The 15,465-nt window shown below is 42.0% G+C and carries 11 protein-coding genes and 2 pseudogenes; 12 read left to right on the top strand and 1 reads right to left on the bottom strand.

Annotated features, from left to right (window positions below; translation table 11 throughout):
• Positions 1 to 120: 120 nt before the first annotated feature.
• Positions 121 to 378 carry a hypothetical protein gene (locus tag MAHAU_RS12700; RefSeq protein WP_013782122.1) on the top strand — a complete coding sequence of 86 codons (258 nt, stop codon included), beginning with the start codon at positions 121 to 123 and terminating at the stop codon, positions 376 to 378.
• 138 nt (positions 379 to 516) lie between these two features.
• On the opposite strand, the gene MAHAU_RS12695 is transcribed toward MAHAU_RS12700, so the two are convergent.
• Positions 517 to 1,143 (bottom strand): ATP-binding protein, encoded by a 627-nt coding sequence (locus tag MAHAU_RS12695; RefSeq protein ID WP_041644149.1) that lies wholly within the window; start codon positions 1,141 to 1,143, stop codon positions 517 to 519.
• Between the two features lie 84 nt (positions 1,144 to 1,227).
• Here MAHAU_RS12695 and MAHAU_RS12685 point away from each other — a divergent pair.
• The 11 genes and pseudogenes from MAHAU_RS12685 to MAHAU_RS12635 all read left to right on the top strand — a co-directional run bounded on the left by MAHAU_RS12685 (position 1,228) and on the right by MAHAU_RS12635 (position 15,150).
• Positions 1,228 to 2,498: pseudogene (locus tag MAHAU_RS12685) on the top strand (IS3 family transposase).
• Positions 2,499 to 2,893: 395 nt separating this feature from the next.
• Positions 2,894 to 3,955 (top strand): annotated as a pseudogene (locus MAHAU_RS12680) (IS30 family transposase).
• 312 nt (positions 3,956 to 4,267) lie between these two features.
• Positions 4,268 to 5,836, top strand: coding sequence for a hypothetical protein (locus tag MAHAU_RS12675; RefSeq protein ID WP_013782120.1), 1,569 nt, complete (start codon positions 4,268 to 4,270; stop codon positions 5,834 to 5,836).
• Between the two features lie 11 nt (positions 5,837 to 5,847).
• Positions 5,848 to 6,726 (top strand): DNA adenine methylase, encoded by an 879-nt coding sequence (locus tag MAHAU_RS12670; protein WP_013782119.1) that lies wholly within the window; start codon positions 5,848 to 5,850, stop codon positions 6,724 to 6,726.
• A 151-nt stretch (positions 6,727 to 6,877) separates the two neighbouring features.
• Positions 6,878 to 8,443: a type I restriction-modification system subunit M gene (locus tag MAHAU_RS12665; RefSeq protein ID WP_013782118.1), complete on the top strand. Its 1,566-nt coding sequence runs from the start codon at positions 6,878 to 6,880 to the stop codon at positions 8,441 to 8,443.
• Entirely contained in the window at positions 8,443 to 9,054 is a 612-nt protein-coding gene (locus MAHAU_RS12660; protein ID WP_013782117.1) for a restriction endonuclease subunit S, read from the top strand. The genes MAHAU_RS12665 and MAHAU_RS12660 overlap by 1 nt, the downstream gene beginning before the upstream one ends.
• Complete coding sequence (locus MAHAU_RS12655; protein WP_013782116.1) at positions 9,051 to 9,698, top strand: restriction endonuclease subunit S; 648 nt, start codon at positions 9,051 to 9,053, stop codon at positions 9,696 to 9,698. The genes MAHAU_RS12660 and MAHAU_RS12655 overlap by 4 nt, the downstream gene beginning before the upstream one ends.
• Positions 9,695 to 12,796, top strand: coding sequence for a type I restriction endonuclease subunit R (locus MAHAU_RS12650; RefSeq protein ID WP_013782115.1), 3,102 nt, complete (start codon positions 9,695 to 9,697; stop codon positions 12,794 to 12,796). Before MAHAU_RS12655 ends, MAHAU_RS12650 begins: the two co-directional genes overlap by 4 nt.
• 95 nt (positions 12,797 to 12,891) lie before the next feature.
• On the top strand, positions 12,892 to 13,404 hold the full coding sequence (locus MAHAU_RS12645; RefSeq protein WP_013782114.1) for a hypothetical protein: 513 nt from the start codon (positions 12,892 to 12,894) through the stop codon (positions 13,402 to 13,404).
• Between the two features lie 28 nt (positions 13,405 to 13,432).
• Entirely contained in the window at positions 13,433 to 14,149 is a 717-nt protein-coding gene (locus tag MAHAU_RS12640; RefSeq protein ID WP_013782113.1) for a hypothetical protein, read from the top strand.
• Positions 14,146 to 15,150: a hypothetical protein gene (locus MAHAU_RS12635; RefSeq protein ID WP_013782112.1), complete on the top strand. Its 1,005-nt coding sequence runs from the start codon at positions 14,146 to 14,148 to the stop codon at positions 15,148 to 15,150. Before MAHAU_RS12640 ends, MAHAU_RS12635 begins: the two co-directional genes overlap by 4 nt.
• The last annotated feature ends 315 nt before the right edge of the window (positions 15,151 to 15,465 follow it).

The raw sequence follows: 15,465 nt of genomic DNA, 5'->3' as shown, positions 1-15,465 counted from the left end.
TAGCTTATTTTTTGTAAAGGTGTGGCAGGTTTTGCTATTTCTTAAAAGAAGGCGTGAAGTTTAATTATAGGTAGCAGCATACAGATGTAATAGAGCTTAAGGTTGGGAGGCGGTATAGAAATGAACAATGAAATAAAAATAGATGATACTGAGTGTATGCAGATATGTAAAGAGATGTATGCAGTTATAGACGGTAACACAAAAAAAGCAACATTAGTAAGTCAACTAATAAATTTATTAATTGAGGTACTTTCTAATCAAGGTACAGAGTTTATCGAAGAGGTAGTAGCTTTAGATGTATGTAAAGAAAAATTATTAGAAGCATATAATAGAGGGTTTATTACAGGCAGTGAATATAATAGTATTAAAAAAAACTGAATATTTCATGATTTCCGTACTGGCGGTTCACAGTAATGATACTGCCAGTACGGAAATAGATACTGCGGATACAGCATTGGATACCGGTTACCCACGGTGATTGCATAAGGCACACCACAGGCCCAGAAATCAGAACATTTATAGGTTGTGGGTGACAAGGAACTCTCGCATATTTGTGTCACCGGAATAAACACGGATTGTTCGGTGAACCACCCGGTCTAGAATCGAATAAGCCAGGATGCCGCCGCCGAGTCTGGCATGCCAATCCTCATTTTTGTATTGGGTGCAGAATATTGTTGAGCCCTCATCATAGCGGCGCTCAATTAGTTCGAAAATAAAGTGGAGCTGTTCCTCAGAAAGTGTCTGGATCAGCCATTCGTCCAAGATCAGAAGCGTGCAGGCACTGTATTTTTTCAATAACTTGGAGACATCGTACTGCTCCTGCTTCGCTTCTTCCCATGCTAGCAAAAGATCTGGGAAGCGGATGTGGCAGGTTCGGATGCCATGTTTGCATGCTTCCTTACCTAAGGCACAAGCCAGGAAACTCTTCCCCGATCCGGTAAAACCCTGGAATGTCACATTTCTGCAATTGGAGATGAACTGGCACGTGGCCAATTCCATCAGCTGCTCCCGATCAAGGTTGCGATCAACATAGTAGATGTCGTGTATATCGGCTGCAGGGATGCGGAAGTGGGCGCCTTTCATCAGCCGTTTAACCTTGTTGGTGTACTTCTCCTGATAGATATAATCAACCAGCATCTTCATTCCTATCTAGCCCCCTAACGGACTTGGATAAAGTCCTTGTATATGATAACATATAAATAGCGTTAGGGAAGGAGTAAATGAAATATGGCACAAAAGCAGTATAGTCAGGAATTCAAGGAACAAGTGATAAAAGAATGCAATGATGTTGGAAATGTATCCCTGGTGGCCCGCAGGCACGACATATCCTCAAATACAATCTATGGCTGGATAAGCGCCACCAAAAAGAGGGGTTCTGTTAAACCTTTGCCCAGAAATGAGGCTAAGAGGCTTTCGGAGATCGAAAAGCGTCTGGAGAGCACGAGCAAGGAAAATACTACCTTAAAACGGCTTCTAGGTGAAAAAGAGCTGGAATTAGCTGTTTTAAGAGAACTGAGGGATACGGTAAACCCTCGGTAGCCGACAAAGTTAAAATAGCTAGCAAGTGGATTGCACGGGGGTATAGGGCTTGCCTTATACTGGACTTTGTCGGTTTAACACCATCCACTTATTACGGGAATATTAGCAGACAGAATAAACCATCCGTAGAACATGAAGAATCAGCTCAAGAAGCTGAAGATAATCAACATGGCAGGCCAATACCCGGATATTCATTGGACAAAGGCGGCCGAAAGGTATCCGATGAACAAATAAAGGAGTAGCTTAGCGAGGGTGACGGCTTCCCATATGGGTACCGTAAGCTTACAGTATGCCTTAAAGAGGATTATAACATGGCGATAAACCATAAAAAGGTATACAGACTATGTGATGAGATGGGGATCTTAAGGCCTCAACGAAGAATACTTTCAAGGCATCCTAAACATTTAGCTAAAATGGATACAGTGGATGGTTCCAATCAACTCTGGGAAATGGACATTAAATACGGCTATATAGCAGGTACAGATGAGTTCTTCTTCCAGCTGTCGGTTATAGACGTATTTGACCGTTCAATAATAGACTATCATCTAGGTTTATCCTGTACGGCCAAAGATGCCTGCAGAGTGCTTAAGAGCGCATTAGCAAAAAGAGGGATTGGAAAGGGGATGGAGCTGCCTAAGATAAGGACAGATAATGGCCCGCAGTTTATTTCTAAGGTCTTTGGCGACATTGTGGAGGAATTAGGTATGGTGCATGAAAGGATACCGGTTAAAACGCCGAATATGAACGCTCACATAGAATCATTTCATGCTATACTGGAGAATGAATGCTACAGCAGATACGAGTTTAGCAGCTTTATGGAGGCATATGCAACTATAACGGAATATATGAGATACTACAACGAAAGAAGAAGGCATGGCAGTATAAAATACATGGCTCCAAACAAGTTTTATGAAGCATTCATGAGCAATACTGTGAATATCGAAGCATTTAGTGCATAATCTCCGAAATTAGGGGGTCAAGCCGCTGTCCATCCAAAAAGAGGAGGGGAAGTGGCAAAAAACATGGGCATATTGTTTGAATTCAAAGACAAGTAGTACATGACTATAGTTTCATCGCCAATTCGAAACTTGCCGATTTATTGGCGATGTAATTCACGGAAAGAAATATTTTTACAGCCAGGCTTAGCGGAAAGCCTCGCCACTTGTGGTGGGGATGAATTAAAGAAGGTAGTCAAATATGTTTGATAATTTAGACAACAGGATATATAGTGTATGGACGTCAAGGGTGGCAAGTTGTAAAATAAAATGCCGCAAGGGATAAAAAATTGCAGCTCATGGCAAATCCGTTGTATAATGTTTGTACACAAACCAAAAACATTATAAAGGAGTAAACCATGAGCCAAGATTATTATAACATCAACGAGAGGAAAGGTAAACATCTTACAGAACGTGAGCGGTATACAATTGAAACATTGTTACAAGATGGGAAAGCGCCTTCAGAGATAATGCTGAAGCTTGGTTGCCATAAACGAACTATTGAAAGGGAGGTAAAAAGAGGTACTATTAAGCTCCTCAATAGCGATTTAACCTATCGCGATCAATATTGCGCCGATGCCGGCCAGCGAATACACAACGAAAAAGGCAAAAATAAAGGGCCTGATCTAAAAATAGGCAACGATCATAAACTGGCCCAGTATATTGAAGATAGAATTATTAAAGACGAATACTCACCGGATGCGGTGATTGGGGAAATAAAGGCTAAAGGCCTAAAATTTAAAGCCAGTATCTGTACGAAGACGTTATATAATTACCTAGACAAAGGAGTATTTGCTAATATTAGCAATAAAGACTTACCAGTGAAGAAATAGGTGAAGAAATACAGGAAGAAAGGCGACTATCGAAAGGTTAAGATAGCCTATAAAAACCTTAAAGGAACTAGCATTGAAGAAAGGCCTGAAGATATTGAGAAAAGGGAAGAATACAGGCATTGGGAAATGGACTGTGTATTGGGCAAAAAGGGTGGCAGTGGAGCGGCATTATTGGTATTAAGCGAACGAAAGAGTCGGCAAGAGATAATAATCAAGATACCATCTAAGACGCAAGAATTTGTGGGGAAGGCAATGGATGCCCTCGAAGAAGAATATGGGAAAGAATTCTGCAAAAAGTTTAAGACCATAACCGTAGATAACGGGAGCGAATTTTTGGATTTTAAGGGCTTAGAGCGCTCTACAACAAGCCCAGGAGTACAGAGGGTAAAAATATACTATGCTCATCCTTACAGCACATGGGAAAGGGGTACGAACGAGAATCTGAACAAAATGATAAGGCGATTTGTGCCCAAGGGAACAGAGATAGGGAAATTGAGTAACGATGAGATAAAGCGAACAGAAAGATGGCTGAACAATTATCCGAGGAGGATACTGGGTTATAAGACACCTGACGAAATAGCCGGATAATTAAACGATGGGATCCTACCCCAAACCCCGTCCTCGCCGGAAGGCAACCGGCCTAGCATAACAGACCGGAAGACACCAGGATATATAGTGTATGGACGTCAAGGGTCAAGATGAACTCGCTTTGCTCACCCTTGACGTCCACCAACTACGGACATTGTACGATACATTATATGGGATTGCCATTATTTAGGACGACATTTAATATTACAATCTCCAATTTGTCCCGAAGAAACAAAAAACTCTTCTGTTTTTCGATATAATATGGTATATTTATAATAAGCTTTATTCTATGCTTGAGGAGGAGTATTTTTTATGTCAATTACCATATCCCCTTTGGATTTAGTATTAGATACTCAAAATCCCCGGTTTGTTATCTTGGCAAGACGAGAACAAGTGGACATTCGAAAATATCTGGTTACATATGAAGATGTCTGTCAACTCGCGGCAGCTATTAATGAGTATGGCAGTTTACTGCCCGGTGAAAGGATAGTTGTTTTACAGGAAAACGAAAAGTATGTTGTTATTGAAGGGAATCGCCGTACCTGCTCATTACAACTACTATTGTCCCGTAATCTTATTCCCGATGGGTTTGCTCATCGCATACCACATACATCCGCAAAAATACTTGAAAACTGCCACCGCATTGAAGTTGATGTATTACCTGATAGGAATTCGGCTCTTGATCTGATGACAAAGCGTCATATTCAAGGTGTTAAAGAGTGGAAGCCACTCGCAAAAAAGCAGTTTTTTGCTGCTAATTATAATGATGGAGATGGACAGAGCGTGCAAAACCTATCAAGAATTACCGGCATTAAAGAGGGAGACATTAAAGAGGACATCCGTGATTATAAGTTTTTCTTCAATGTTTACAAAAAATATTGTGCCGCTCATCCAGATTTTGATAAGGAAATTATCGTACTCAAAATTGATCCTTTTTGGCGTATCTTTAAGGCAAAGTTTGAATATCCTGTCGGTATGAAAGTAAATCCCAAAGACTTCCTTAAGATTTCTTATGATGATACTTTTAATACTGTCAGCGCACTTCCCCCAGCACTATTTGAACAGATTACTCAACTGGTTTTTGAGAAATCTATTGTAGAAGAGAGAATCACAACCCGTAATGTTCTGTCCGACATAGAAGAAATTCGCCCTCTTTTACAGGCCGTCATGGATAGTATAGATGTCAGTCCTCCAAACGATGGAGATACATCTTCTGGAGATGGTGCTGCAGCAGGAGCGAATGGTACTCAGCAGCCGCCCGCAAATGGTGGCAATGGAGAACATCCTCCACAAGGCGGTGCCAATGGAGGTAGTGCAGTTGGGCAGGACGGGAATACTGGTGATGATAATGGAGATCAAAGCGGTGGACCTCGCCCCGGTGGGCCGCCTCCAAGGTCGTTTTTTGAAACGATAAGTTGGCGTGATAAACTCAATCCTACCAATCAACAACATCAAGGTTTGTTGTATGCGATAAATGAACTTTATGCCTTATCTAATACAAGCTGTGGCAGACAAAAAGCATACAGAACTTTTCCGATTGCCACGGGCATGATTCTGAGAACTGTTTATGAACAGGCATTACGTCTCCGGTTGATGCAAGTCAATCTTTGGGGGGCGTATTGCCAACTAAGAAATGGGGCTTTGCCTACGCTCAAAACTATGGAAGATTTCATAAATCTTGATACAAACAAGGCAACCGTTTTTCCTGATCAAGGTATGATTATTATTTATGACCGCGTTATTGCTGCAACGCATCGTGATTTTTTGAATGCAAACATACACTATCCGGGCAACATTAATGTTACGGCAGATTCATTAGAGGCAATTGCGGCTGGTGGCATGTATGCGCTTATTCAAGGAATCATAAACTTAATTGTATAGGGGGTGGTTTTGTGCCAGAAACAATAAATCCACTTCGCTATCCCGGAGCAAAAAGATCTTTGGTAAATTATATTGATGCTCTTTTGGATGCGAATCACCTTCAAGGCTGTACTTTTTTCGAGCCTTATGCAGGGAGTGCTGTGGTTGGTCTTGAATTGCTCCAGCGGGGGCATATTGGCGGCTTAGTACTCTGTGAAAAGGATATTTTGCTTTATGCATTTTGGGAGTGTGTTTTTAGAGACACAGATGCTTTATGCAATAAGATACAAGATACGCCAATTACTATTGAGACATGGCAACAACAAAATCAGTATCGAGAGGTCGTCTCTTTAGATCAAGCCGACCTTTTGGATTTGGCCTTTGCAGGATTATTTTTCAATCGAACTAATTTTTCTGGAATCCTTAAGGCTAATCCTATCGGCGGCATAAACCAAACATCTCGATACGGTATTGATTGTCGCTTTAATAAAGCAAAGATTATTGAAATCATACTTCGATTATCAGCGTACAGAGATGTGATTGAAGTAAATTGCAATGATGCGTTGCAATTTATGCGAACCCAAAACGCCCGTTTCCTACGTCAAAACTGTTTTGCCTATTTCGATCCACCGTACTACGAAAAAGGATCAGAGATTTACAGGCACTATTATACGAATCAAGACCATATAGCTCTTGCTCATTATGTCCGTGACGTACATCGCCTTGACTGGATTATCAGCTATGATGATGCACCATTTATTTGCGGATTATATAGTAATACTGGCGCTCAATATCAGCCGTTTTTCTTGGACTATACCTGCGCATCCAAAGTGCGTACACAGGGGCAAGAACTGCTTATCTCCAATTTACCATTACCACCGTTTCCTGCCCGCATTGTAGAGAGTTGTTAATATAGGCAGAAACATGGCAAAAAGGTTCGATAACAAAGCATAAGGCAAAGACCAATTGACAAAATATTATATGTATATTATATTATACGCATAATAAGCAGAGGCATAGAGTCAGACCCAAAGCATGGAAGGAGAAAGGGAACAAAAGAGAATGGAAGATAACAGAAAAGAGCAAGAACGTGCAGAATTACACCGTACCATATGGAATATAGCGAACAACCTGAGAGGGAGTGTAGACGGCTGGGATTTCAAGCAATATGTTCTTGGTATGCTGTTTTACCGCTACATATCAGAAAACATTACCGCCTACATTAATGCCGGCGAATGGGCCGCCGGCCGGCCGGAATTTAATTATGCAAAGATATCCGACGCAGAAGCAGAAAAGATACGGGAAGATCTAGTGGAGGCAAAAGGATTTTTTATCTTGCCCAGCGAGCTTTTCGAGAATGTCCGAGCGCGTGCGAAGAACGACGAAAACCTGAATGAAACACTGGAACGGGTCTTCCGCAATATAGAAGCATCCGCACAAGGAACAGAAAGCGAACCAGATTTCAAGGGCTTATTTGACGATCTTGATGTCAACAGCAATAAACTGGGCAGCACTGTGGCAAAGCGCAATGAAAAGCTGGCTCAGTTACTGGATTCTATTGCGGAAATGAAACTAGGTGATTATAAAGATAATACCATTGATGCTTTCGGCGATGCCTACGAATATTTGATGGGTATGTACGCGTCCAATGCGGGGAAAAGCGGTGGTGAATATTATACGCCGCAGGAGGTTTCTGAGCTGCTTACCCGCCTTACGCTGGTGGGTAAAACAGAAGTCAATAAAGTATATGACCCTGCTTGCGGTTCCGGGTCTTTGCTCTTAAAGTTTGCTAAAATCCTGGGGAAAGACAATGTACGGCTTGGTTTCTTCGGCCAAGAAATCAACATCACAACTTACAACCTGTGCAGGATCAATATGTTTCTGCATGACATTGATTATGACAAATTCAATATTGCCCTTGGGGATACATTAACAGACCCAAAGCATCGGGATAACGAACCATTTGAAGCTATTGTATCAAATCCGCCATACTCCATTAGCTGGAAAGGCGACAGTGATCCGATTTTAATTAACGATCCCCGTTTCGCGCCGGCGGGAGTATTAGCTCCCAAATCCAAAGCAGACCTTGCGTTTATTATGCATTGTCTGGCTTGGCTAGCGGCAAACGGGACAGCAGCTATTGTTTGTTTTCCCGGCGTTATGTATCGCGGCGGCGCAGAAAAGAAAATCAGGCAGTACTTGATCGACAATAACTATATCGACTGCATTATTCAGTTACCGGATAACTTATTTTATGGCACAAGCATTGCCACCTGCATTATGGTACTGAAAAAGTCTAAAAGGGATAACAGCACATTGTTTATTGATGCTTCAAAGGAATTTGTCAAGGCTACGAATAATAACAAGCTGACGCAGAAAAATATTGAGACTATCCTTAACGCATTTAAAGACAGAAAAGACATTGAGTATTTGGCTAAGCTCGTACCGAACAGTAAAATTGCTGAACAAGACTACAACCTGTCTGTTTCGACATATGTAGAAAAAGAAGACACAAGAGAAAAAATTGATATTACTGCCCTTAATGCTGAGATAAAAAGAATTGTTGCCAGAGAGCAGGTATTAAGATATGAAATAGACAAAATTATCGCAGAAATTGAGGTGGAATAATGAGTAAGTTAGAACAACTAATTGAGGAGCTTTGCCCGGATGGAGTAAAATATGTATCTTTTGCCGAGGTTATCGACTACGAACAGCCGACCAAATACATCGTTAGTAGTACCGATTACGATAACAATTACAAGATACCCGTGTTAACGGCAGGACAGTCGTTTATCCTTGGCTATACAGACGAAACCGATGGCTTGTATCGTGCAAGTAAAGAAAAACCCGTGATAATCTTTGACGATTTCACAACATCGTTACATTGGGTTGATTTTGAGTTTAAAGTAAAGTCGTCAGCAATAAAAATATTGACACCTAAGAATACAAACATTGCCGTTTTCCGTTATCTTTACTACGCAATGAGCAACACTCGCTATCAACCAGACTTTTCAAAGCACGAACGGCAATGGATAAGCAGATATTCGAAGTTCACGATTCCCGTCCCTCCTCTGCCTGTACAGCAGGAAATTGTCCGCATATTAGACAACTTCACAGAGCTTACAACAGAGCTTACAACAGAGCTTACAACAGAGCTTACAGCACGGCAAAAACAGTATGAATATTACAGGGATAAACTTTTATCTTTCAAGAAGGTAGCGGCAGGTGGGCAAAAATGAGTAAGTTAGACAAACTGATTGCTGAATATTGCCCGGATGGTGTGGAATACAGGAAGCTTGGAGACGTTGCAACTATTTCGAGAGGTGGAAACTTCCAGAAAAAGGACTGTGTGGCAGATGGCGAAGTTCCTTGCATCCATTATGGTCAGATACACACTTACTATAACTTGTTTGTAGACAAAACCATAAGCTATATAAGCAAAGAAACAGCAAAGAAGCAGAAGTTTGCTGAAACAAATGATATTGTCATGGCGGTTACAAGTGAAAACATTGATGACGTATGCAAATGTATCGCATGGCTTGGGAAAGGGAAAATAGCAGTAGGTGGTCACACGGCCATTATTCATCATTTATTAAATCCTAAGTATCTTGTATATTTCTTATCTTCTTCGTTGTTCTATCAGCAAAAGGTTAAACTTGCACACGGAACAAAGGTGATAGAGGTTACACCGGATAAGCTTGTTGATATTATTATTCCCGTCCCTCCTCTGCCTGTACAGCAGGAAATTGTCCGCATATTAGACAACTTCACAGAGCTTACAACAGAGCTTACAACAGATCTTACAGCAGAGCTTACAGCACGGCAAAAACAGTATGAATATTACAGGGATAAGCTTTTATCTTTTAAGGAGGCAACCGCATGAGCATGTATAACATCATTGCCAGTACTGACGAAGCAACGGTTGTATCTGAATACACAGCGGAACAGAGCGGCCGCTCAGGCAAGTATCAGACTGAAGCAGAGCTTGAAAAGGAATTCATCCAACAGTTGGTTTCGCAAGGGTATGAATATCTGACAATCCATAATGAGGCCGGTTTGATAAACAACCTGCGGAAACAGCTTGAAATGCTTAATGGCTTCACCTTTACTGACAGTGAATGGGAAAATTTTTTCTCAGAGCATATTGCAAATATCAACGAGGGGATTGTTGAAAAAACAAGGAAAATTCAGGACGACTATGTCCAGAATCTAAAACGTGAAGATGGCACAACAAAGAATGTTTATCTTATCGACAAAAATAATATCCATAACAATCGCTTGCAGGTTATCAATCAGTACGAAGAAACGGGCGGCAAACATAAAACACGCTACGATGTAACCATCCTCGTAAACGGCCTGCCGTTAGTTCATGTGGAGTTAAAACGGCGCGGTGTTGCTCTCCGTGAGGCATTTAACCAGATAAACAGATACCAGCGCGACAGTTTTTGGGAGTCATCGGGTTTATTTGAGTATGTGCAAATATTTGTGATATCTAATGGTACCCATACAAAGTATTACAGCAACACCACAAGGGATTGCCATATAAAAGAGCAAAACCGCCGTGAATATCCGGGAAGCAAAAAAACAAGCAACAGCTTTGAATTCACAAGCTTTTGGGCGGATGCAAATAACAAGATCATCCCCGATCTTATGGACTTTACTAAAACATTCTTTGTCAAACACACGCTTTTAAATGTCTTAACAAAGTACTGTGTTTTTACGTCTGAGGACTTATTGCTCGTAATGCGTCCTTATCAGATCGCTGCTGCGGAACGTATCTTATCACGCATTATAACATCAACCAACTACAAGAAAATGGGTACAACCCAAGCTGGTGGGTATATCTGGCATACGACAGGCTCCGGTAAGACATTAACCAGCTTTAAGACGGCTCAATTAGCATCTGCCTTACCCGGCATAGATAAGGTGCTGTTTGTTGTTGACCGTAAAGACCTGGATTATCAGACTATGAAAGAATACGACCGTTTTGAAAAGGGAGCTGCTAACGGTAATACGTCTACAAAGGTTCTCCAAAGGCAATTGGAAGACAAGGATGAAAAGGGAAACCCTCACGAATATAAAATCATTGTAACCACTATTCAAAAACTGGATATGTTCATCCGTAAGAACAAACAGCATGAAATTTATAAGAAACAGGTAGTGCTAATCTTTGATGAATGCCACCGTTCACAATTCGGGGAAATGTATCGGGCTATCACTAAAAGTTTTAAGAATTATCATATCTTTGGTTTTACGGGAACACCGATTTTTGCTGTAAACTCCAATCCGAACGGCAACCCGGTACTCCGTACAACCGAACAGGCTTTTGGCGACAGGTTGCATACTTACACTATTGTAGACGCCATTAATGACGGGAATGTTCTGCCGTTTATGATAGATTTTATAAACACCATTAAGGTGCCCGGTTATACGGAAGACGAACTGCCCCGTACCATCGACCGCGAGAACATATTAGCCAATCCGCAGCGGATCAGCGAGATTGTGTCTTATGTGCTCGAACATTTCGACCAAAAGACAAAGCGTAACAGTTATTATACCTTCTCTGCGAAATGGGATGAACCGGATAAAAAAGCCCCCAAACAGACAATAGAAAAACGCGAGATAAGGCAGGTTGCCGGATTTAACTCGATATTTGCCACTGCATCTATCCCGATGGCAATCAAGTATTATAAAGAGTTTAAGAAACAGATATCGGAACAGAACCGTAACCTGATCATCGCAACCATCTTCAGTTATAGCGCTAATGAAGCAGAACCGGACGGCCTGCTGCCTGACGAAGATTTCAGTATGGAAAACCTTGACCAAAGCTACAGGGATTTTCTTGAAGAGGCTATCCAGGATTATAACAAGACGTTTAACACCAATTATGATACTTCCCCGGACAAGTTCCAGAACTATTATAAAGACATTTCTCGTCGTATGAAGAACCGGGAGATTGACATGTTGATTGTTGTCAATATGTTCCTGACGGGCTTTGATGCCACAACCCTAAACACATTATGGGTAGACAAAAACCTCAGGCAGCATGGGCTTATGCAGGCGTTTTCGAGAACAAACCGTATTTTGAACAGTGTTAAGACCTATGGCAATATTGTCTGCTTCAGGGACTTGAGAAAAGAAACAGACCAAGCCATTGCGTTATTCGGCAATAAAGACGCAAGCAGTATTGTGCTGTTAAAAACATTCAACGAATATTATAACGGTTATGACGATAAAGGTGAGCATAAGCCGGGCTACAAAGAATTAATTCAGACTCTTATAACAAAGTATCCCCGTGGCCAACGGATTATTGGAGAAACGGCTCAAAAAGACTTTATACAGTTATATGGGGCAATCCTTCGGCTTATAAATATTCTGACTTGTTTCGACGAGTTTGCCGGGAAAGAGATTTTATCCGAGAAGGAATTTCAGGATTATCAAAGCGATTATATTGATCTGTATCAGGAATACAGGAAAAGTGCCGAAGGTAATAAAGAAACTATCAATGATGACGTAGTCTTTGAGATAGAGTTAGTTAAACAGATAGAGGTAAACATTGATTATATTCTTAAGCTTGTAGCCAAATACCAAAAAACCAACTGTACAGATAAAACCATTCGCACAACTATTGATAAAGCCATTAATTCCAGCATTGAACTCCGCAACAAGAAAGATGTTATTAACAGTTTTATTGATCAAGTTGATGCCTCAACCGAGATAGACGAGGAATGGTATAGATTTTTGCAGGAGCGTAAAGAAGCGGATATAAAGGCGATTATAGAAGAAGAAAAACTAAAGCCTGAAGAAGCCCGCCGGTTTATCAACAACGCTTTCCGGGATGGAATACTTAAAACAACCGGTACGGCTATTGACAGATTCATGCCTCCCATATCCCGTTTCAGCGATGACAGGACCGTGAGAAAACAAAAGATCATCAAGAAACTAACGGATTTGTTTGAGAAGTATTCGGGATTGATATAATTGGCAAAAAAACTATTGACAAATCGTATACGTATGTTATATTATATGTATAACATATTATATGTATATTATATAAAAAGGAGTGGCAAAAGAACATGCCGACCAAAACAATATACGTGAAAGAAGAGGATATGCCGATATTTGAGCGTGCGGCCGAGATAGCGGGAGACAGCTTATCATCCATCATAACCGATGCGGTACGCGATTATGTCAGGCGTAAAGAATCAGAAGATTCAGGGATGAGGGAAATAATCCTCGAAATAGGCACATGGCCCAACCATGGGGACAGCAATACAAAGAAAGTGGCGTTTACAGGCGTAAGTCTGGGAGAAATGACGCTTTTTAAAGGTCAAACCAACAGCCGTGACGATAGGGGCGTGGACTGGGAATTATACCTGACAAAAAAAGGCAAATACGTCGTTTATCGCCGGGTTTGGTCGCGGTGGCAGAACGAGAGCAGTTACGCGGAATATTATATCTTAGACGAGTTGCCCGGCACTGACAACATGATAAAAACAAAAGATGGCGAGTATATCGAAATCCCGGCAGGATTAGTACAAACCGCACGTGAAAAAGAAGGCCGAATGGTAGAAATACTCGACATTTAAAGGCCAAACAGAAAAAGGAGGTTCAGAAATGGGGAAACCGTTATCGGCCACTCAGGTAATATATATATCCAGAACAGGTGACATAACGACCGAGCCCGGGACATGCAGGATATGTGGCGGACCGCTGATAGGCGGCTCAAGAAAGCACAGCGAGTCCGAATGGGGTAATTGGAATAGTGAAAACACCGTGCGGGCTTTTTATTCCGACCAAGTATGCGGAGCCTGTTTATATCTACGCAGCGCCATAAGCGCAAGAGGCAATCTTAAGTTGAACAAAGGATTTATTGCGTCCATATCGGCGGGATTTAAGCCGTTCGTGGAGAAACAGGATATAATGAACGCCTTAGCACACCTGCCCGAACCGCCTTTTGTCCTGACAATAGCATTCACATATGTCCGGACGAACTACCCGTTTGTGTTGCCTGTGTCATATTCAGCCAAACACGTGCGAGCGGGCCTGATAATGGGTAGGGATCGTAAGATACGCATAGCATCCAACACACCCGGCAAATACATCAAAATAAGCCCTGCCGGTGAAGAAATATATACAGTAGACTTTGAGCCAACAGAACTGCTTGACCTGACAGAAACGCTGAAAAAGCACGAAGACGAGCTCTATATCCGGGAATTCCGCGATTTATGCTTGGCCGATCCATACTGGGCTTTAGCTTTTTGGTTGGCTGATCTTAAAGCAGGGAAACTTTATAAAACAATGCCATATTTAGAGGGGAGTAACAAATCATGATTAAAGCCGATATCGTAATGACTTTAAGATCACCTCTGGCGCACAGTACGCCGGACGTACAGGGAGAGGGAAAACGCGGCAACATAACTGAACTGCGGAAGATACCGTTTATCACGTCATACGGAGAGCTGATTCAGCTGCCGGCCGTATCGGGCAACAGCATACGCTGTTCCAAACGCAGGGTACAAGGATACAAAATGCTGCAAGAGTTAAATGACATCACACTACCGCTAGACGCCATATACTTCATACTGGCGGGGGGCACTACAGGCAATACCAAAGCCAAACCGGTAGGTCAGAACGTATATGCCGAGCTAAGGCAGACCCTGCCGTTCATAGACTTATTTGGAGGCAGTTACAAAGGGCATTTTTTAGGTGGCCGCATGGGAGTAGGCTTTGGCCTGCCGGTCACAAAAGAAACCCTGCCCATCCACAGCAAGGTTATGGACAAACTGGGGCTGAATACAGACCCGGATGTATATCCTGACCTGCTATCGTTAAACGAAGCGATAAACAACAATGTCATAATGTATGCACGGCACGCATTAGAGGGCACCAGAGGTTTAACCGATGAAACCGAATCGAGTGCATCGGGGCAAATGATATACGGTATGCAGGCTATGCCCATAGGGACTGTCCTGATAAGCCGCATAGTGCTGAATGAACCGACAGCGTCACCATTAACAGAATCGTGTTATTATGCCTTTCTCAGCACCTTGTTAGATGATGGCTTTTTAGGCGCTGCATTTGCAAAAGGATGCGGCGAATTTGATGCAATGGTTCTTGTCAACGGAACAAAAACTGAGAAAGACGAAATAAGGGAACGAGGCCTGCCTTTTTGGGAAAGCATACAAAGCAACAAAGAAAAGATAGAACAAACACTGCTGGGGCTGGACAACATTTTACAAAATGAACCCAGTGATACCAAAAAGAACAAACAGAACAAAAAGAACAACGGTACGGGAGACGATGCATTAACGGAGTCATCTACTTCTCAATAAACAGAAGATGTCGTCGATATACCGGCAAAAATACGTTATTGGACATCGACGACAAAAAAGAGTAATATAGGCTGTCAACTGTGCATGAGACAGGCATTTGTTAACGGGTGCAGATACCTTCTGTGAGGGGTTAAAAGCTGTTGCTACCTGCATTGAGAACACCTCCTTATGCCGGTGCAGATACCTTCTGTGAGGGGTTAAAAGTCGTAGCCACTCCAACAACGCCTTCTTGGGCACTCGCACGTGCAGATACCTTCTGTGAGGGGTTAAAAGGGAGATGGATGAAGATGAATACTTATAGGCCGATGTTGGTGC

The organism is Mahella australiensis 50-1 BON (genome assembly GCF_000213255.1).
In the GTDB taxonomy this organism is placed as follows: Bacteria; Bacillota; Clostridia; order Mahellales; family Mahellaceae; genus Mahella; species Mahella australiensis.
Note: the sequence above shows the minus strand (reverse complement) of the source record. Positions and strands in the feature narration are given on the sequence as shown.